General features: G+C 35.3%; 20 protein-coding genes and 1 riboswitch. Of the genes, 1 reads left to right on the top strand and 19 read right to left on the bottom strand.

The genetic code is table 11. The features are described 5' to 3' along the window. Window positions 1-103: 103 nt before the first annotated feature. The 13 genes from thiD to G314FT_RS03550 all read right to left on the bottom strand — a co-directional run bounded on the left by thiD (window position 104) and on the right by G314FT_RS03550 (window position 9,772). Window positions 104-925 (bottom strand): bifunctional hydroxymethylpyrimidine kinase/phosphomethylpyrimidine kinase, encoded by an 822-nt coding sequence (thiD, locus tag G314FT_RS03610; RefSeq protein WP_257702088.1) that lies wholly within the window; start codon window positions 923-925, stop codon window positions 104-106. Then, complete coding sequence (thiE, locus tag G314FT_RS03605; RefSeq protein WP_257702087.1) at window positions 915-1,565, bottom strand: thiamine phosphate synthase; 651 nt, start codon at window positions 1,563-1,565, stop codon at window positions 915-917. The genes thiD and thiE overlap by 11 nt, the downstream gene beginning before the upstream one ends. Next, window positions 1,562-2,389, bottom strand: coding sequence for a hydroxyethylthiazole kinase (gene thiM, locus G314FT_RS03600; RefSeq protein ID WP_257702086.1), 828 nt, complete (start codon window positions 2,387-2,389; stop codon window positions 1,562-1,564). Before thiM ends, thiE begins: the two co-directional genes overlap by 4 nt. Beyond that, a complete protein-coding gene (thiW, locus tag G314FT_RS03595) occupies window positions 2,376-2,921 on the bottom strand; it encodes an energy coupling factor transporter S component ThiW (protein WP_241699512.1) in 546 nt (181 codons plus the stop codon). The genes thiM and thiW overlap by 14 nt, the downstream gene beginning before the upstream one ends. Further along, on the bottom strand, window positions 2,902-3,588 hold the full coding sequence (gene tenA, locus G314FT_RS03590) for a thiaminase II (RefSeq protein ID WP_257702085.1): 687 nt from the start codon (window positions 3,586-3,588) through the stop codon (window positions 2,902-2,904). The genes thiW and tenA overlap by 20 nt, the downstream gene beginning before the upstream one ends. 11 nt (window positions 3,589-3,599) lie before the next feature. Next, on the bottom strand, window positions 3,600-4,253 hold the full coding sequence (locus G314FT_RS03585) for a CbiQ family ECF transporter T component (RefSeq protein WP_257702084.1): 654 nt from the start codon (window positions 4,251-4,253) through the stop codon (window positions 3,600-3,602). After that, on the bottom strand, window positions 4,192-5,622 hold the full coding sequence (locus G314FT_RS03580) for an ABC transporter ATP-binding protein (protein ID WP_257702083.1): 1,431 nt from the start codon (window positions 5,620-5,622) through the stop codon (window positions 4,192-4,194). Before G314FT_RS03580 ends, G314FT_RS03585 begins: the two co-directional genes overlap by 62 nt. Continuing rightward, window positions 5,619-6,185, bottom strand: a complete 567-nt coding sequence (locus tag G314FT_RS03575) for an ECF transporter S component (RefSeq protein WP_257702082.1) — start codon at window positions 6,183-6,185, stop codon at window positions 5,619-5,621. Before G314FT_RS03575 ends, G314FT_RS03580 begins: the two co-directional genes overlap by 4 nt. Window positions 6,186-6,204: 19 nt before the next feature. Next, window positions 6,205-6,765 carry an ECF transporter S component gene (locus G314FT_RS03570; protein WP_257702081.1) on the bottom strand — a complete coding sequence of 187 codons (561 nt, stop codon included), beginning with the start codon at window positions 6,763-6,765 and terminating at the stop codon, window positions 6,205-6,207. Between the two features lie 144 nt (window positions 6,766-6,909). Continuing rightward, window positions 6,910-6,998: riboswitch (TPP riboswitch) on the bottom strand. Between the two features lie 116 nt (window positions 6,999-7,114). Continuing rightward, window positions 7,115-7,522 carry a DUF4809 family protein gene (locus G314FT_RS03565; protein WP_257702080.1) on the bottom strand — a complete coding sequence of 136 codons (408 nt, stop codon included), beginning with the start codon at window positions 7,520-7,522 and terminating at the stop codon, window positions 7,115-7,117. Between the two features lie 65 nt (window positions 7,523-7,587). After that, the gene (locus G314FT_RS03560) at window positions 7,588-8,112 is read right to left on the bottom strand and encodes an HdeD family acid-resistance protein (protein WP_257702079.1); all 525 of its coding nucleotides are present in this window, start codon (window positions 8,110-8,112) and stop codon (window positions 7,588-7,590) included. Between the two features lie 113 nt (window positions 8,113-8,225). Further along, on the bottom strand, window positions 8,226-8,933 hold the full coding sequence (locus G314FT_RS03555; RefSeq protein ID WP_257702078.1) for an MgtC/SapB family protein: 708 nt from the start codon (window positions 8,931-8,933) through the stop codon (window positions 8,226-8,228). A gap of 107 nt (window positions 8,934-9,040) precedes the next feature. Further along, window positions 9,041-9,772 carry a DUF4396 domain-containing protein gene (locus G314FT_RS03550; protein WP_257702077.1) on the bottom strand — a complete coding sequence of 244 codons (732 nt, stop codon included), beginning with the start codon at window positions 9,770-9,772 and terminating at the stop codon, window positions 9,041-9,043. A 164-nt stretch (window positions 9,773-9,936) separates the two neighbouring features. On the opposite strand from G314FT_RS03550, the gene G314FT_RS03545 reads away from it, so the two are divergent. Further along, window positions 9,937-10,986 (top strand): endonuclease/exonuclease/phosphatase family protein, encoded by a 1,050-nt coding sequence (locus G314FT_RS03545; RefSeq protein WP_257702076.1) that lies wholly within the window; start codon window positions 9,937-9,939, stop codon window positions 10,984-10,986. A gap of 67 nt (window positions 10,987-11,053) precedes the next feature. On the opposite strand, the gene G314FT_RS03540 is transcribed toward G314FT_RS03545, so the two are convergent. The 6 genes from G314FT_RS03540 to iolD all read right to left on the bottom strand — a co-directional run bounded on the left by G314FT_RS03540 (window position 11,054) and on the right by iolD (window position 17,732). Beyond that, window positions 11,054-11,692: an NAD(P)H-binding protein gene (locus tag G314FT_RS03540; RefSeq protein WP_257702075.1), complete on the bottom strand. Its 639-nt coding sequence runs from the start codon at window positions 11,690-11,692 to the stop codon at window positions 11,054-11,056. 192 nt (window positions 11,693-11,884) lie between these two features. Next, window positions 11,885-12,193, bottom strand: a complete 309-nt coding sequence (locus G314FT_RS03535; protein WP_257702074.1) for a PTS sugar transporter subunit IIB — start codon at window positions 12,191-12,193, stop codon at window positions 11,885-11,887. A gap of 12 nt (window positions 12,194-12,205) precedes the next feature. Next, window positions 12,206-13,210, bottom strand: a complete 1,005-nt coding sequence (iolG, locus tag G314FT_RS03530) for an inositol 2-dehydrogenase (RefSeq protein WP_257702073.1) — start codon at window positions 13,208-13,210, stop codon at window positions 12,206-12,208. A gap of 24 nt (window positions 13,211-13,234) precedes the next feature. Then, window positions 13,235-14,830: a solute:sodium symporter family transporter gene (locus G314FT_RS03525; protein WP_257702072.1), complete on the bottom strand. Its 1,596-nt coding sequence runs from the start codon at window positions 14,828-14,830 to the stop codon at window positions 13,235-13,237. Between the two features lie 15 nt (window positions 14,831-14,845). Continuing rightward, entirely contained in the window at window positions 14,846-15,730 is an 885-nt protein-coding gene (gene iolE / locus G314FT_RS03520; protein WP_257702071.1) for a myo-inosose-2 dehydratase, read from the bottom strand. Between the two features lie 88 nt (window positions 15,731-15,818). Further along, complete coding sequence (gene iolD, locus G314FT_RS03515; protein WP_257702070.1) at window positions 15,819-17,732, bottom strand: 3D-(3,5/4)-trihydroxycyclohexane-1,2-dione acylhydrolase (decyclizing); 1,914 nt, start codon at window positions 17,730-17,732, stop codon at window positions 15,819-15,821. Window positions 17,733-17,745 lie beyond the last annotated feature (13 nt).

Genomic DNA, 17,745 nt, shown 5'->3' with positions numbered 1-17,745 from the left:
TCCCTCCTATAAAACAAAATGTTACAACACCATTACTATTTGTAATATAATTGTAACATTTATTCGTTATACAGACAATAATAAACATTCTTTTGAAAAATAGTTAATCAATTAAAATATCTTGTGCAGGTATTGCCCAATGATTTGTTGGCCCATGACCATGACCAACAAAAATTTCTTGTTCAATCGCTCCTTGAATAAAACTTTTGGCAATTTGTATAGCTTCTTTAACCGACTTGCCCTTTGCTATTTCTGCTGCAATACATGATGAGAACGTATCGCCTGTTCCATGCGTTTTAATTGTTTCAATCCGTTTTGAACTCATCCAAAATGTCTCGCCATTTTCAAGTAAGACAAAATCTTTCGCTAAAATATCAGATGAGTGGCCTCCTTTTATCACCACATTTTTGACCCCCATTTGTTGCAAGTCATATGCGGCTTGAATCATGTCTTCACTTGTTTTAATATCTTGTTGAACTAACACTTCTGCTTCTGGAATATTTGGTGTTAAAACAGTTGCTAGAGGTAGTAACTCTTTCTTGATACAATCTACTGCTTCTCTTTTAAGTAAAGAGTGCCCTCCTTTTGCAATCATAACTGGATCAACAATCAATGGTCCAAAATCAACTTCCTTCAATTTTTGAACAACAACTTGAACATGCTCTTTATCTGCTAGCATCCCTGTTTTACATGCGCGTATATGAAAATCTGCTGCCAAAGAATCAAATTGTTCCGCAACAAAGTCACATGGTATCGGTAGACTACTTTGTACACCTAATGTATTTTGTGCAGTCAAGGCAACAACAATACTCATACCAAAAACATCTCTTGCTTGAAATGTCTTTAAGTCTGCTTGAATGCCTGCACCACCACCTGAATCACTTCCAGCAATGGTTACTACTTGAGGGGTTTGATTAATTGTCATGATGATTTTTCTCCTTTATACTTACAATCTGTTTCTTTAAGGCTTGTGTTTTTTTCGCTACATCATCAGCTTGCATAATGTCACTCACAATCGCGACACCTGAAATATCTGTGTCACGTAATGCAGCCATATTTTCTTCTTTAATCCCGCCAATCGCGACAACTGGTAACTGTGCTGCGTGAATGATATCTTGCAAAACTGAGATATCCGTTGTTGGAGCATTTTCTTTCGTCGTTGTTGGAAACATGGCCCCGACACCTAAATGGTCTGCTCCTTGTTCTTTGGCCTCAAGTGCTCGCTCAACGGTTTTAGCTGAGACACCTAACCATTTATCCGGACCAATCAACTGACGTGTCACATCAACTGGCAACTCATCATCTCCAATGTGCACACCAGCTGCATCAACAGCCAAACACACATCGACTCGGTCATTGATAATAAGAGGTATACCATATTTATCCGTAATACCTTTAATTGCTAACGCTTTTTGATAAAATTCTCGTGTGCTAGCTTTTTTTTCTCTTAATTGGACAAGTGTCACACCATTTTTACATGCTTCCTCTACTCTGGTTAAAAAGACGTCATCAGATAACCCATCTGAATTTGTCACTAAATACAATGTTAATGCCTCATCAATCATAACCAATCTCCTTTTATCCCATTTTGCCATGACTCATTTTGTTTTAATAGTGATAATTGATTCAATGTTTCTTCGCGAATGCTCGCAATTTTCGCGTCATTTTGAACTATTTCTAATGCTTTTTCACCACACAAATTAAAATAGCTTACTGCCTGTAAAACACTTGGCAATACATCCACCCCACTACCTAAAAGTGTTGCAATTAATGCCCCAACGACATCTCCCGTCCCTGTGAATTTATCTAATGCCTCAATGCCATTTTGTAGTAGCAAAACTTGTGATTGATACACCACTAAATCACTTGGTCCTGTCGCTAAAAAACACGTATTTGGATGGATTTTGGTTAGTGCTAATAGCCCTTCTTCTAATTCTTTCATCGCTGACGAATCTTGGTCTTCTTCGGCTGCATCGACACCTTTTCCATGACTAGCTAAATTACACAACGTTCGCATTTCTGACACATTGCCTTTGACAACAGTTGGTTCAAGAGACAATAATTTGTTGGCTACTTCTTTTCGTATTCTTGAACTAGAGACGCCGACATTATCTACAACGATAGGGACGTTGTGCTTATGAGCCTCTTCCATGGCGAGTTCCATAGCAGTTTCTTTTTCTTCTGACAAATGGCCAATATTGATTAACACGCCACCTACTTGTTCATATAAATCTGAAAAATCTCGCGTATCTTCTGTCATAATTGGCTTTCCTCCAATGTATAACACACTATTTGCGACCGTTTCACATGTCACTGAGTTCGTAATACAATGCACTAGAGGAGAAGGTATTAGAGGAAAGGGAGTTTGAAATTGATTAACTCGTAACATGTTGCTCTTCACCCACTTTCACATTAAAAAACATCGCTTGAATTCGTTGAAACGTTGGAACATTCGCTAATTTTTTCATCACAATAAAGGCTACAAATGAACCAATCACAGCGCCACCGATAAATCTTGGTGTATAGAAAAACCAGTACATACCATTACGACTTCCTGTAAACCAAGCCATTACAGGATAAGATAATAGCGAACCAATAATTCCTGTTCCTAAAAATTCACCAAACATTGCACTATATACGGTTGGATAAATTTTGTAAAAAATGCCAGCAAGTAATGCGCCAAAAACAGCACCTGTTAAGGCCAGTGGGGGAATCCCTAGAAGCATCATTCGGAGTACACCGCAAACAAATGCCATGATGGTACCGTAAAAGGGTCCCATTAACATCACACCAATCACGTTCATCACACTAGACATTGGAGCCATCCCCTCAATACGAAAGAGTGGCGATAACACCACATCCATCGCAATCATTAGAGATAAAATCAATAGTTTTTTTAAATTAGTAGTTTGAGACGGCATCTTTTTCTCCTTCCGGCCATTTTTGATGTGTATATGCCATTTCCCAAAACAGGTATTCCATTTGAGCACTCACATAAAATGCCTCAATCATTTTTTCTTGTTCTGCTTTTTCACTTTCTTCGTAAAGTCGATTCAGCAAAGCACATTGATGAGCGACTTCTTCTTTTGATTCTTCTCCAGAGTATGTTTCAATCCATCGTTGGTACAACTGATGAGGTGAACCCGTCTTGATTAATTCAGTCCCGATTTCTTGATATAACCACGCACATGGTAGTAAACCCGCAACAGCACTATTTGGCGTCCCATCAATTAATTGACGATACATGTGTGACACATAATTATAAGCTGTTGGAGCAATATCAGTACTAGCGATTTCTTCATCTGTAATACCTAACTCAGTAAAGAAATCCTCTCTAATACTCATCTCACCTTCTTTAAGGTGGTTAGACCCTGTTAGTAGCATCTCTCTCACTTCTTCGTCTTCAACTTGTTCTGCTATCAAACGATGAAGTTTACTAAAATGTTCTAAGTAGTACCCATCTTGAATCAAATAATAGCGAAACGCTTCATCAGATAACGTTCCTTCTTGGATTCCTGCGACAAATGGATGAGTAAAACTTCCTTCCCAATAAGGTGCTGATTTCTCTCGTGCAATTTTTGTAAACATCTTTCTTCCTCCTAAGTAATGATTAATATAAGTTGTGATACGATCGTTAATACGCCTAATGTAGCTAAACTTTTAGGACACACTTTATATTGTGTGTAATGCGTCCTTTCGCCTTCTTCATCAAATCCTCTTGAAAACATGGCCTCTGTGTAACTATCCCGCCAATGATTGGCGACAAAAATAACTTTTAAATACATCAATGGCGAATAAAAATGTAGTTTTTTCCCACGAAATAAACTGGCTTCCCTTAGTGCTACGATCTCTCGTTGAATCACAGGCATCGCATGTAAAACAACTAAAATGCCGTAAACAAATGACGTTGGTAATTTTTTTTGCTCTAAAATTAAGAGTAATTCTTCTAAGTCGACACCAAATGCAAACACCATGCCTATCGCTGCAAAAGCAAAGGTTCGACTCACTAGAACAAGACCATAATCAGGATTATTTCCATATAAATAAACTGACCAATACGTTCCTAAAGCTGGAATTAATGGAAAAAAAACTAAACCAAACAACCCAAACCATTTTTTCTTACTAATAAGATACAAAGCACTGACTAACACAACAAACCAGTTTAACGTCACAGATGAGGTAAATGACAATTCAATAGTCAAAAGTAGTAGTAGTCCGCTTAGCACTAAAGCAGAACTTTTCGTCACTGACATCTTTTAACTCCTCCTTTACCGAATAATCTTGTTGCCATAATTGTTTCTTATCTAAATGCACATGATGTTGACTAACCCCATCAAGTGGCGCCAATCGATGCGAAATAATAATCATATCTTGTCTGTTCGCTTGCCTTTTAAACCAATTAGCAAAATAGTTGGCAGCACGTTCATCTAAACCTGAAAACGGCTCGTCTAATAGTAAAAACGGCACATCTAAACTCAGCATCGTCAGTAATTGAATGCTTTTTTTCTGTCCTTCACTGAGATGGAACACGCTCCGATTAAGTAGTGGTTCCAATCCTAAAAACTCAATCGCTTCCTGTCTTTGACGTTTAGCGTCCTCCCACTGATACTCGCTATAAGTAAATTCTTCAGCTGGTGTGAGTGTCACGAATTGTTTTTCCGCTTCTTGAGTAACTAAGGATAATGTCTGATATAGCGTACGGCTTTTTTTAAGCTTTTTATCGTATAAAAACATCTTACCTTTATAACGATGACATTGTGCTATCGAACGAAATAACGTTGATTTCCCTGTTCCGTTATTTCCTGTAAGTGTGGTGATTCCTTTAGAAAAATGAAAAGAATCTTGACTAAGTAACTCGCGTTTATTTTGCTTGTATCTGACACCTTCTAATCTTAAAATGGTATCCATAGATGCTCTATGATCCGTCAACAGGACATTTGTCTGCTCTTGCTTTAAAAGGGCTACTGGAACTTTTTGTAATACTTGATTATCTAGTGTCACCCATGTATCAACCACATCAGCATAATCATTAAAATCATGGTCGCAAATAATAATCGTCTTACCTTGATTTTTTAATTGATGTAACTGTTGAATCAATAATTTTCTTGTTTTAGGATCAATACTGGCAAACGGCTCATCTAATAATAAAAATGGACTTCTCATCGCTAGTAAAACAGTCAATGCTGCTCGTTGCTTTTCCCCACCTGATAAAGTTGATAACTGTCTATCTAATAATTCTGTCGTATCTGCTAATAAAACAGCCTCGTGCATTTGTTCCGTGATATCACTAGGTTTTGTTTGCAGATTTTCTAAAACAAAAATAATTTCACGACGTAGTGTTTTCATTGTAAATTGTTGGCCAGGATTTTGAAACATCATACCAATCTGTCTAGCCTTATCAGACATACTCGCTTGTGTTAGACTCTTGCCATCAACGGTGATTGTACCTGAATATGGCACACCAGCAAATCCAGCAATGGCTTTTAATAACGTTGATTTACCACTACCACTGGTACCAGATAGCAAAATAAATTCATGAGGAGAAAAACCAAAGTCAACCTGACGTAACACCTCTTTATCGCCACGTTTAATCGTCAACTCACTTAATTCAATCCCTCTCATTCTTTTACTACCGAAAGCTCTTGTGAACGGTTATAAAGCTTCATGACCATTGACACCACAACAACGCCAAAGAACGTCACCGATAAAAATCGCACAGCAAGAAGTGATAAAATCATTCCAATTGAATACGTTCCATATCCAAATTTAAAAAATTCATATACAAAACTTAAGACCGTTGTACCAATTGCCCCGTAAAATAATGGCACGATGTCGTAGCGTTTATATCGTGTTACCATAAACCCTAGTTCTGTTCCAAGTCCTTGGAAAAAACCTGAAATAAGAACACCTGGTCCAAAATACGTGCCATATAACATCTCTGCTAATGCAGCCAACATTTCTCCTAAAATGGAGCTTCCTTTTCTAGGAATTAATATCCCTGCCATTGGTGCTGCCATTGTCCATAACCCAAATAATATTTCATTAGCAAAAGGACTTAATCCAAGTGGCGTTAACACAGCTGATAACCCTGCATATAAAAATCCTGCCCCCATAAATACTCCGCCAAATAAAAAGGCTAATAATGCTAATAAAACAACCTCACGTAATGTCCATTTACCCTTCATCTTACCCATCCTCCTATATTTAAAGTGTTGCTAATCGTTGGCTCTTGTTGTATAACTTCATCACAAATGATACAACCTCTACTCCAAAAAACATCACTGATAGTAATCTCACTAAAAATAGTGTCGTAATCATCCACCATGGATACACATGAAAGCCATATTTAATATATGTGTGAATGAAACTAAAAATAGTTGTTCCAATAGCTCCATACACTAGCGGAAGATAATCATATCGTTTGTACCCTGTTACAATAAATCCTAACTCTGTCCCAAGACCTTGAATAAATCCTGATAATAAAACACCTGGTCCAAAATAGCTACCATAAATCATTTCAGCTAAGGCTGCTAATACCTCTCCCAAGATGGCACTGCCTTTTTTAGGAATTAACATCGCAGCCATTGGTGCTGCCATTGTCCACATTCCAAAAATCACCTGTTTCCCAATTAATCCCAACCCTAATGGTGTTAGTAAAATATTTAGTGTCGCATTTAAAAAACCTGCTCCCATAAAGACTCCACCAAATAAAAAAGCTAAAAACGCAAGTAATACTACCTCACGTAACGACCATTTTTGTAACAAAAAAAAACCTCCTTTTTCTCATTAAAAGAAACAAAGGAGGTTTGTACATTCTGATTCACTATAACAATTATCGACACTCATCCAAATAAAAAAGCCCGTCCAAATAAATTGGATGGGCGTAAATAGACCTAGGTTCAATGTTTTGTCATAAATGACACATTTCTCTTCGCCAGTACTAACTGGATCAGATTCCATGGGTATAATCTCAGCTTTACGCACCCCAAATGTTTCTTATATTCAATTCCATTCAAATATAACACGCTTTCATAGAATAGCCAACCATTTTCACAAATCTTTATAAATATAGTGATATTAATAAAAAAAGTTAAGCGACTAGTCGCTTAACTTTTTAATTTTCAGGTATGTCTGTCACAAATTCTACCGCATCAAGTTTAAATAAATCTGTTAACAACTCATTTACTACTTTAAATACGTCATCATCTGATTCATAAGTAGGTTTGACTTCTTTTTCAATTTCTTGATTTTTAAAGCGTAGTCCTTGATAGGTTTCAAATACATCTACACTGTTGTTTGATGTTTCAAACACATCATAATCACCTGTCACATCATATTCTTGACGTTCTTTATAACCATGCTCTCTCACAATTGGGCGAAGAAGTGACACAACATCTAAATTCGGAATCCCAATCATTTTACCTGACAATTCTACCTCATAAGTAGCGGTAGCAGTTGTTGGGCAGACATTACATCCACCATGTACAATTTCAGTTGTACAATGTACCATTACTTTTTCCATCTTTATCACACCTTTGAGTTTACTGTTATTTAATTAACTCAATTATAGCATATCCATCAAACATATTAACGAAAAGCATAGATAATTTCAGTCATACCAAACATCATAAAATAAAACCCTACTAAAAAGCTCAATGTCAAAGCAGATGATAGTGGATTTGCTAAAAGTATGAATCCTACAATCACACCTAAAATATTAATAATGATTGAGAACCAATAGTAACCTGTATTCAAATTTTTTAAAGCATTTGAACTAAATAAACCGACTAATGAATCAATTAAAAACCAAATAGCAAACACAAATGGTAGAGCCACAACACCTGCAGAGATATTAAATAATAAAAAGATACCAACAATGATATCAAAAATACCAACTACTATTGGCATTGTTGCAGAAAAACCTATAAATTCTCTCACTTTCTTTCTTAAAAACAATTCAAAAATACCTTTAATAATAGCAAACATTCCAAAAACTACAACGATTGCCACTAAATTTCCAGCAGGATCTTGAAACGACGCCAACGATGCAAAGATAAACAAAATTCCTAATAAAAATGAGGACCAATCAAATCCATTTTTTTCATTTGACATAATAACTCTCTTCCCTTCTTAAAATATTACTCTCAATACAATATTATTCTTTAATAATATAAATCGCAAGAAATAGTACCTTATTTATTAATAAATAACATTTTTTTCTTAATTTAATCACTAATAGCCACTAACCTTATTTCCCGTACATTTGAATACATAGATAACTCTTCAATCACATCAGCATAGGTTAATGTTTTCGGCAAATCAATCGTATAAACATTTTTATAATATTTTTCACCTTCGATAATTTGAACTTCAAATGTAACATCTTCTATTTCAATTTGACGTACTTCAAAATATTGATGAATAAAATCTTTTGTTTCTTTTCTATGCACGTATTGAATTTCTAAATTATTTACTTTAGAAACTGTAATAATTTGCTTCACTAATGATAACGAAAACATTATTGATATAAATCCTAATATTGTGACCAAATAAAAACCCATCCCCAAACCAATACCAATTGCAGCACATGACCATAATGATGCTGCTGTTGTCAAGCCTGTAATACGTTGCCTTGTTACAATAATCGTTCCTGCTCCTAGAAAACCTATACCACTTACTACTTGAGCGATTAATCTAGATTGATCAAATTTTACAATATGCGCAATATCTGGATTTTCTTGTACCAAACTTATAGCTTCATTAGCTATTTCTTGTTGAATTAATGCAATAATGGTTGCTCCTAAGCAGACTAATATATGTGTTTTCATCCCAGCCGGACGGTTTTTTTGTTCCCTTTCATACCCAATAGTACCTCCCATTACAATGGATAACCCTAATCTTAAAACTGTTTGAGCAAGTGACAATAATGTCATAACGACCCCTCCTTTTTCATCTTACTTTCTATTATACCATTTAAGTATCCCCTTTCATTTTTAATAAAATAACAAAAAAATATTGTTTAAAATGACAACAATATTTTCTACATTTTTTCTTTAATACCTGTCTTAATTAACCACCAATTCATTGGATATGCTGTACAAAATCCAACCAACATAGCAACTTGCATCATTAACCAAAAAACAGGTGTAGTTGGTAACACTTCTCCTCCAAAGAAATGAGGAAAAAGACTTAATTGGCACAATGCAACAGCAGCATACATCCCTATTTGCCAACAAGATAACGATAAGGTATCTGCTTTTATCGCAGCTATAATCCCTTCTTTTCTACTTAAGTGCTTCATCGGAACAATTGCAAAGTACTGAAAACTGACTCCAATAATTAGAGCCAAAATAAAAGCTAGAACAAATCCTGAAAATAATTTATGAGAGAAAATAGTTGGGTAACCTCCCACAACATACAATGCTGGAAAAAAGTATAGTAGCCACTCTATGATTAAATCAGCTAAACTACACCCAGCCCCACAATGACATGTCCCAATAAAAACAGAGACTGCCATTGACTTACTTGATGAACCCATATTCATAGAATCATCCATTTTCATTTTTTCTGACAAGTGGTTTTCACCCCACTTTTTATAAGCCAAAACCCAGATAAACGACCCAAATAAAGCAGTTAATGGCCAAACAATCGTCATTATTTTCATTTTTTGTGGGTGTTTTTTCACATCTAATGCAATATAAATAAAAGAAATACCTGCTAAAAATAAACTAATCCAAGCTAAAACAGTTAACCAATATGGTATAGCTACCATGATACTACCTCCTTAACGTGATTTAATTTTATTATAGAAATATTCCTCGAAAAAAATATGATGTTCTAATGATTTTAATTATAGAAATGTCAAAATATTATTTCCTAATAAACTAAACTGTTTTATAATAAACCCTAGTCATTTACTGACTTGGAGGAGAAAATATGAAAAAATTATTAATGATTACATTAGGGATTGTCATAAGTTTACTAAGTACCGTATTATTACTTATTGGCTATCTTTCAATCAAAGAATATAAACCTAGAGAAGTTGAAACAGCGATAACTACTAAAGGAAAAAACATGTTGCAACAACAGACTGACATCTCACTGCTCACACTAAATATTGGTTATGGCGGCTTATCCAGCTCTGAAGATTTTTTTATGGATGGCGGGAAAAATATCCAACCTAAATCTAAACAACTCGTCGAAGAAAATTTAGCTGGGATTACAACAATGTTAAAAGAGCATCCTTCTGATATGTATTTATTACAAGAAGTGGATTTAGATTCAAAACGCTCATACCATATAAACCAAAAAGAATCGCTGTCTAATGCGCTTCATATGCCAAGCACATTTGCGTATAATTTCAATGTACCATACGTCCCATTCCCTATCCCACCGATTGGAAAAGTAGAAAGTGGAATCGTCACGATGACTAACGCAACTATGAGTGAAGCAAAACGCATTGCGCTACCTAATCCTTTTTCTTGGCCTGTTCGTATGGCTAATTTAAAACGTGCACTGCTTGAAACAAGATTTCCCATAAGTGGCAGTGATAAAGAGTTAGTTGTCTTTAATTTACATCTAGATGCTTATGATAATGGTCAAGGGAAAATTGAACAAAGTAAACTTCTAAAAAAAGTACTTGAAGAAGAGTATGATAAAGGAAATTATGTCATTGCTGGAGGAGATTTTAACCAAGTCTTTGAAGGCACTCAATCATTCCCTCAAACAGGGCAAAAAGGATGGAAGCCTGGAAGTATTAGTTCAACTGATATTCCTGATCATTTCTCTTTTTCATATGATGATACCCATCCTTCAGTCAGAGTATTAAACCATGCGTTTACTGGTGATTATGAATCCTCTCAAGTCTATGTGATTGATGGGTTTATCGTATCAGACAATATCAATACTAAGCAAACCAATACCTATGATTATCAATTTAGATACACAGATCATCACCCTGTACAAATGACCTTTCAATTAAAATAACATAACCCCCTAGTATAGTTTGATTGACTATATACTAGGGGGTTATTATAAATAGTTTTTAGTTATATTAATTAATATTATTCAATGCCTGCTCAATGTCCATATCTCCATCACGCATTGTGATTACTTTATAAAAAGTCTTCTCATTATCTAATAGATACGATAGAGTCTGCGCAACATTGTCAATAGAATTACTTCCTGCTATACCATCATCAATTGTTATTTTCATCGTTCCTTTTGTTTCAGTTAACGCTCCTGGTTGTAAAATAGTATAACAAAGAGACGTGTCATTTATTAAATAATTATCTGCAAAAAATTTGGCTATATTATAATCTGTCAACTCCCTTAATCCTTCTAAATACCATTTATCAGGTTCTAAAGAAAAAAGAGAACTTAACATAATAAACCGATTGATTTGATTTTTTTCAGCAGCTTTCATGACTTTTACGGCACCAAAAGCATCCGTCTGTAATAAATCCTGTCCTCGTGAGCCCGCGGTAAAATAAATCACATCTGGCTGTCCAATAATATTAGCTATTTCGTCAATACTATCATGAAGGTCTAGTTTCACAGATTTAACCCCATCCATTTCAATAATATTTTTGGGGTGTCTAGAACCAGCCACCACATAGTGCCCTTCTTCAATAAGATTTTTAATTAATTTAGTCGCAACTCTTCCACTTGCGCCAACAATAAAAATATTCATATTAACCCCTCCATATTTTGATACATTTACTGTACTATAAGAGACTCTTAACGTAAATTGATAACTCTCAGATATTATGCACATCACAAAAAAACGATGACTTGTCTCTAAAAAACTAGAGAATATCATCGTTTTTCTACTTAGTTATTAAAAGATTTTATCATCATTAATTACTCTGCTTCTATTGTCGTTTTATCTAATTCGTTCTAGGATTCGCTCAATATTCATTGTAATGAATTCGTCATCTTGAATACCACTCACATACGATTCATGTGATTTTTCTTCAAGTAAACTTCTTAATTCTTTTTCATAACGTTTAATTTGTGGTGCAAGTAAAATCACATCATAATGTTGTTGTGACAATTTTGTTTCCACACGTTGAACTGGTGCATAATCCACATCATAATTCAAACCATGTTCTCTTAAACTCTCTAACATTTTTGAAACAAATAACGAGGCACTAATACCTGACTCACAGATAAATAAAATACTTTTTTCCATGTCATTCACCTTTTATAATTTTTTAACTTTAACAGGCTGACCAGTTTTCAGAGATTCGTTTGCAGCAAAAGCTAAACGTTGTGCCATGATACCATCTTCGTACGTCACAACAGTATCTGTGTCTTCTTTAATCGCTGTCAAGAATTCTTCAACTTCTTTAATATACGCATCATTATAACGCTCTAAGAAAAAGTGAAGTGGTTTTTGGCTATGAACACCTGACTCATCTGATAACACAACTTGATTTACTAATTCATTTTCTGCTTGAGACGCACCTTTTGAACCAAATGCTTCTAAACGTTGGTCATAGCCATATACTGCTTGACGACTATTACTAATCACACCTAGACATCCATTTTCAAAGGTTAATGTCACAATTGCTGTATCAACATCAATACCTTCTAATTCTGGATTAACTAATGCATCCCCTGTAGCATAAACTTCTTTTACTTCACTACCTGTGATAAAACGGGCCATATCAAAGTCATGTATCATCATATCAAAAAATAGACCGCCTGACGACTTAACATAAGACAAAGGTGGTGCTTCTGGATCACGTGAGTCAATACGTAATAACTGAATATCTCCAATAGATCCATCTTGAACGTGTTTTTTAACTTGTGCAAAATTACGATCGAAACGACGGTTAACACCTAATTGGAATTTTACTCCAGCTTCTTTCACGATATGATAAGTTTCAACTGTTTCTTCATCAGAAAAACTAATTGGTTTTTCACAGAAAATATGTTTTTTCGCTGCCGCAGCTTTTTTAATTAACGCAACGTGTGTATCTGTTGGTGTACAAATAAATACTGCATCTATTTCATCATCATTAAAAATGATATCAAAATCTGATACTAAAGGAACACCATGTTCTGCTTCAAAGGTCGGCATGTTATCTGCAAAGATATCCGCGACTGCTTTTACTTTCACACCTGGCATTTGTACCAAGTTTTTTGTATGAAGTTTTCCAATACGTCCGCCACCGATTACACCTATAACTAATTCTTTTGTCATTTCGTTCATCCCCTAATTTTTTATTTATCTAGCAATCCCCAATGGAGAAAACATTAAATATGTAAATACAACTACTAAAATGGTAATCACACTCACTAATTTTGTATGCTTCCAAGGTGTGATATCTACTTTTGTATTAAAGACTTTCAATTCAAAATCACCATCTGGTTTCAGTTTTGAAACCACAAACATAACAAGCATATCTAAGAAAAATAGTACACTTAACACATATAGAAAATGCACATCTTTTAACACAACTTTTGATAACGCATACAATATAATATGTAAGTAAATCGTTACTTTTGCTGCAAAAGCTGTTGCTTTTTTAGAATAAAATGCTAATAGAATAATTACCAATAATGGCATATTATACAATCCATTAAACTCTTGTACAAATTGATACAATCCAGCCGGTGCAAATGAAATCAATGGTGAAATAAAAATAGATAATAGTCCAATAGCAATCGTGATTTTTTTTCCAAAACGCGTAATATCATGATCCGTTGCTTGTTTATTGAAAACAGGCTTATAAAAATCAAGCGATAATAATGTTGATGTCGCATTTAACGCTCCTGAGAATGAAGATAAAATCGCCCCAAAAATAACCGCTGCAAACACGCCATAAATCATCTCTGGTAAAACATGTGTCACAAGTGTTGGATACGCATCATCAGGCATCCCCATTAGTGTATCACCAAAAATATTTCTTGCCACAATTCCTGGGAATACTAAGAATAATGCACCAAATACTTTAAAGAACCCAACAATGAATACGCCTTTTTGTGCTTCAGCTAAGTTTTTTCCAGCTAACGCTTTTTGGACAATCATCTGATTGGTACACCAGAAATATAAATTGTTAAACATCATACCTGTTAATAACGTTGGCCAAGGAACAATGGCTGAATCAATTGATCCCACTGAATTTAGTAACCAAGGTGTGTTATCTACAATATGATCAATCCCCCCAATGAAACTACCATTACCAAGCATTGTGATACCGATTGTTGGAATTAGTAATCCACAAGCCAATAATCCAAATCCATAAACCGTATCACTGTATGCACTTAATCGTAATCCACCGATAAGTAGGTATAAAATACCAATCACACCAATAGCTAGTGAAACGACAATGATTGACGTAATAGGACGAATACCTAATAACTCATCAATTCGAAAAATTTTATTAAATACTAATGATCCTGAATATAATACCACGGGTAAAAAAGATGTGATATATGTAATAATAAATAATGCCGAAATAATTCTCTTAATTTGTGTATCATAACGTATCTCAATAAAATCTGATACGGTATTAATCCCATATTTCAAATACTTCGGTAAGAAAACGGACGCTAACATAACGATTGCGATGGCTGATGTGACTTCCCATGCCATAACTTCCATTCCCGCGACATAACTTTGACCATTTTGACCCACAATTTGTTCCGTTGATAAGTTCGTCATAATAATCGAACCAGCAATCGGTAAGGCAGTCAAACTTCGACCACCCATAAAGAATCCTTCTGCCCCATCAACACTGACACCGCGTGAGCGTTTATATGCAAATAACCACACACAACTAATAATGACAACAAAACTTAAAATAGAAAATAGATTCATGACCGTCTCCCTTTATTACAGTTTCGTAACTGATTTGATGTATTCACGAGCATTTTTTGCATAAATAAATGGATTAGCTTTTGCTGGATCTTGTTCTGCCTCTACGACAATCCATCCTTCATAACCATCTTTTTCAATTTCTTTCCAAATTGGTGCAAAATCAATCATGCCATCTCCAGGAACGGTAAATACCCCTTCTTTCACGCCTTTTAAGAAACTAGATGAGCTGGTTTTGACTTCTTCCATTTTTTCTTTACGGATATCTTTAAAGTGAATATGTTTAATACGGTCTTTGTGTGTTTGATACACTTCAATCGGATCTTCACCTGAGAAAACTAAGTGACCAGTATCATATAATAGTGACACTTTTTTAGGATCTGTCTCAGCCATCAAACGATTGATTTCATCAGTTGTTTGAACACCAGTCCCCATGTGATGATGATAAACAATAGACATATCTTTTTCATTTGCCAACTCGCCTAATTTATCTAACCCACTTGTTAATTTTTCCCATTCTTCTTCTGTAAATTCAGGTTTTTTATCAAAAACAGGTGTCTCCATTTGACCTTGTACACTATGTCCTTGTTCTGACACAACGATGACTTTTGCTCCCATTGCATGTAAAAAGTCACGATGTAACATAAAGGCTTCTTTTGTCTCTTCAAATGGTTTCGTTGTTAAAAAGGCACTAAACCATGCACTGGCTACTGATAATCCTCGTGGCTCTAAGAAGCTTTTCAATTCTTCTGGATTTTTTGGATATTTGTTTCCAATTTCTGTTCCTGTGTACCCTGCTAATGCCATTTCACTGACACATTGTTCAAACGTATTTTCTTTACCTAATTCTGGCATATCATCATTTGTCCAAGCTATTGGTGCAATCCCTAACTTAATTGTCATAGTATCCTCCCGGCTCAAAAAGAGCGCTTTCTTTATTTTTAAAAGAAATATAGCTAACACCTTTTTTAGCTAGCTATATTCCCCAACCCTAATACTTCCACGCTTTTTCTAACTTTTGTTCTCGTTGTTTCCATACTTGTGTGACATCCGGATTATCTGATACTTCTGATACCCCAACATTCCACCAACCACCATATCCATCAGTCATGGTTTTTGGTAATACTTTAATGTCAATCAATGTTGACACTGTTTGTTTTTTTGCATCTTCTAATGCGGCAACGAGTTCCTCTCGTGTGGTAACACGGTACACTTTTGCTCCGTATCCTTTAGCAACCATCGCATAATCAATTGCCATAATTTGATTATCAGCATCGCGTAATTCACAGTTGAAACTTCCGCCACCATTAGACATTTGTAAATTATTAATACAACCGTATCCAGCGTTATCAAACAAACAAATATTAATTTTTTGTTTGTACTGTAGGGCTGTTACTAACTCTGTATGTAACATCAAGAAACTACCATCGCCTAATACGGCATAGACTTCTTGATTTGGATTAGCTAATTTTGCTCCTAACGCTCCTGCTACTTCATACCCCATACATGAGTAACCATACTCTAAATGATATGTATTGACGGTATCTGTTTCCCATAATCGTTGCACATCTCCTGGTAAAGAACCCGCTGAAGCAACGACAATACTGTCATCTGCTACTGTATCATTTAGTGTGATTAACGCATTGGTTTGAGTAAATTCAGTATGTAATACATCAGCGTACTCATTCATAATTTTTTGAGAAAAATGATCGGCAATTTCAGCTTTAAATGTTTCTCTATTAAAGACAATATTATGTAAACGTTGGCGTTCTTCTTGCCATTCTTTTTGCCATTCTTCTAACTCATGACCATAACTGGCTTTATAATCATCCAAATGTTGACTAAACCATTCTAAGCTAGCCTTCGCGTCACCCACTACTTGTAAGGCATCAAATTTATAGGCTTGTACTCGACTCACATTGATATTAATAAAACGTGTTTTATCATAATTAAATGCTGTCTTTGATGACGTAGTAAAATCGGTATAACGAGTTCCAATTCCTATCACTAAATCAGCAGAATCAATTGCTTTATTGGCAGCTGATGTCCCTAAGATACCTGTACCACCTAGATTATAAGCAAAACTATTTGGAACAGTTGATTTTCCGGCATGCGTTTCAACTAATGGGATATTATGTTGCGTTGCAATCTGTTGGATTACCTCACCAGCACCAGAATATCTCGCACCGCCACCCACAATCATCACTGGACGTTTGCTTTCTTTGATTCTATCTAGTGCATCATTCAAGGCTCTTTCAACTGGACTAGTACGATCTAAATAGTGTACACGTTTTTTAAAGAATGAGGCATCAAAATCAAATGCTTCCCCTTCAGTATCTTGCGGTAAACAAATCGTTGCTGGCCCTGCTGTTGCAGGATTCGTCATCACTTCAAACGCTCGAATTAACGCAGACATCAACTGTTCAGGACGTGTCACACGGTCCCAATATCGTGATACTGCTTTAAACGCATCATTTGTTGTTAGTGAAATACTAGATTCATGCTCTAGTTGTTGCAACACTGGATCTGGTTGACGTGTCGCAAAAGTATCTGCGGGTAAAAATAAAACAGGAATATTATTTGCATGCGCTGTTGCGGCTGCTGTAATCATGTTTGCTGAACCAGGTCCAGCTGAAGCTGTCACAGCATAAATTTTTTGTCGTTTCATTTGTTTGGCATAAGCAATCGCAGTATGCGCCATCCCTTGTTCGTTTTTACCTTGCATTATCTTTAAATGCCCTGGATTTTCTTCTAGAGCATGACCTAGACCTAATACATTACCATGTCCAAAAATATTAAATACTCCCTCAACAAAAGGTGTTTCTACACCATCAACATAGATATATTGTTGATTTAAAAACTTAACTAATGCTTGTGCTGTTGTTAATCGAATTGTTTCTCTCATTAGCTTACTTCCT

Origin of the sequence: Vagococcus luciliae (assembly GCF_024637875.1) — a bacterium.
Lineage (GTDB): Bacteria > Bacillota > Bacilli > Lactobacillales > Vagococcaceae > Vagococcus > Vagococcus luciliae.
The sequence above is the reverse complement of the archived record's forward strand: the minus strand, read 5'-3'. Positions and strand labels throughout refer to the sequence as shown.

Excerpts from the sequence above, each read along its gene's own strand:
- G314FT_RS03565 (WP_257702080.1), bottom strand. The coding sequence starts at position 7,522 with ATGGAAAAAGTAATGGTACATTGTACAACTGAAATTGTACATGGTGGA.
- G314FT_RS03545 (WP_257702076.1), top strand. The coding sequence starts at position 9,937 with ATGAAAAAATTATTAATGATTACATTAGGGATTGTCATAAGTTTACTA.
- thiE (WP_257702087.1), bottom strand. The coding sequence starts at position 1,565 with ATGATTGATGAGGCATTAACATTGTATTTAGTGACAAATTCAGATGGG.
- iolE (WP_257702071.1), bottom strand. The coding sequence starts at position 15,730 with ATGACAATTAAGTTAGGGATTGCACCAATAGCTTGGACAAATGATGAT.
- G314FT_RS03540 (WP_257702075.1), bottom strand. The coding sequence starts at position 11,692 with ATGAATATTTTTATTGTTGGCGCAAGTGGAAGAGTTGCGACTAAATTA.
- thiM (WP_257702086.1), bottom strand. The coding sequence starts at position 2,389 with ATGTTACGAGTTAATCAATTTCAAACTCCCTTTCCTCTAATACCTTCT.
- tenA (WP_257702085.1), bottom strand. The coding sequence starts at position 3,588 with ATGTTTACAAAAATTGCACGAGAGAAATCAGCACCTTATTGGGAAGGA.
- G314FT_RS03585 (WP_257702084.1), bottom strand. The coding sequence starts at position 4,253 with ATGTCAGTGACGAAAAGTTCTGCTTTAGTGCTAAGCGGACTACTACTA.
- iolG (WP_257702073.1), bottom strand. The coding sequence starts at position 13,210 with ATGACAAAAGAATTAGTTATAGGTGTAATCGGTGGCGGACGTATTGGA.
- G314FT_RS03555 (WP_257702078.1), bottom strand. The coding sequence starts at position 8,933 with ATGACATTATTGTCACTTGCTCAAACAGTTTTAAGATTAGGGTTATCC.
- G314FT_RS03550 (WP_257702077.1), bottom strand. The coding sequence starts at position 9,772 with ATGGTAGCTATACCATATTGGTTAACTGTTTTAGCTTGGATTAGTTTA.
- G314FT_RS03575 (WP_257702082.1), bottom strand. The coding sequence starts at position 6,185 with ATGAAGGGTAAATGGACATTACGTGAGGTTGTTTTATTAGCATTATTA.
- G314FT_RS03525 (WP_257702072.1), bottom strand. The coding sequence starts at position 14,830 with ATGAATCTATTTTCTATTTTAAGTTTTGTTGTCATTATTAGTTGTGTG.
- G314FT_RS03580 (WP_257702083.1), bottom strand. The coding sequence starts at position 5,622 with ATGAGAGGGATTGAATTAAGTGAGTTGACGATTAAACGTGGCGATAAA.
- thiD (WP_257702088.1), bottom strand. The coding sequence starts at position 925 with ATGACAATTAATCAAACCCCTCAAGTAGTAACCATTGCTGGAAGTGAT.
- thiW (WP_241699512.1), bottom strand. The coding sequence starts at position 2,921 with ATGCCGTCTCAAACTACTAATTTAAAAAAACTATTGATTTTATCTCTA.
- G314FT_RS03535 (WP_257702074.1), bottom strand. The coding sequence starts at position 12,193 with ATGGAAAAAAGTATTTTATTTATCTGTGAGTCAGGTATTAGTGCCTCG.
- G314FT_RS03560 (WP_257702079.1), bottom strand. The coding sequence starts at position 8,112 with ATGTCAAATGAAAAAAATGGATTTGATTGGTCCTCATTTTTATTAGGA.
- iolD (WP_257702070.1), bottom strand. The coding sequence starts at position 17,732 with ATGAGAGAAACAATTCGATTAACAACAGCACAAGCATTAGTTAAGTTT.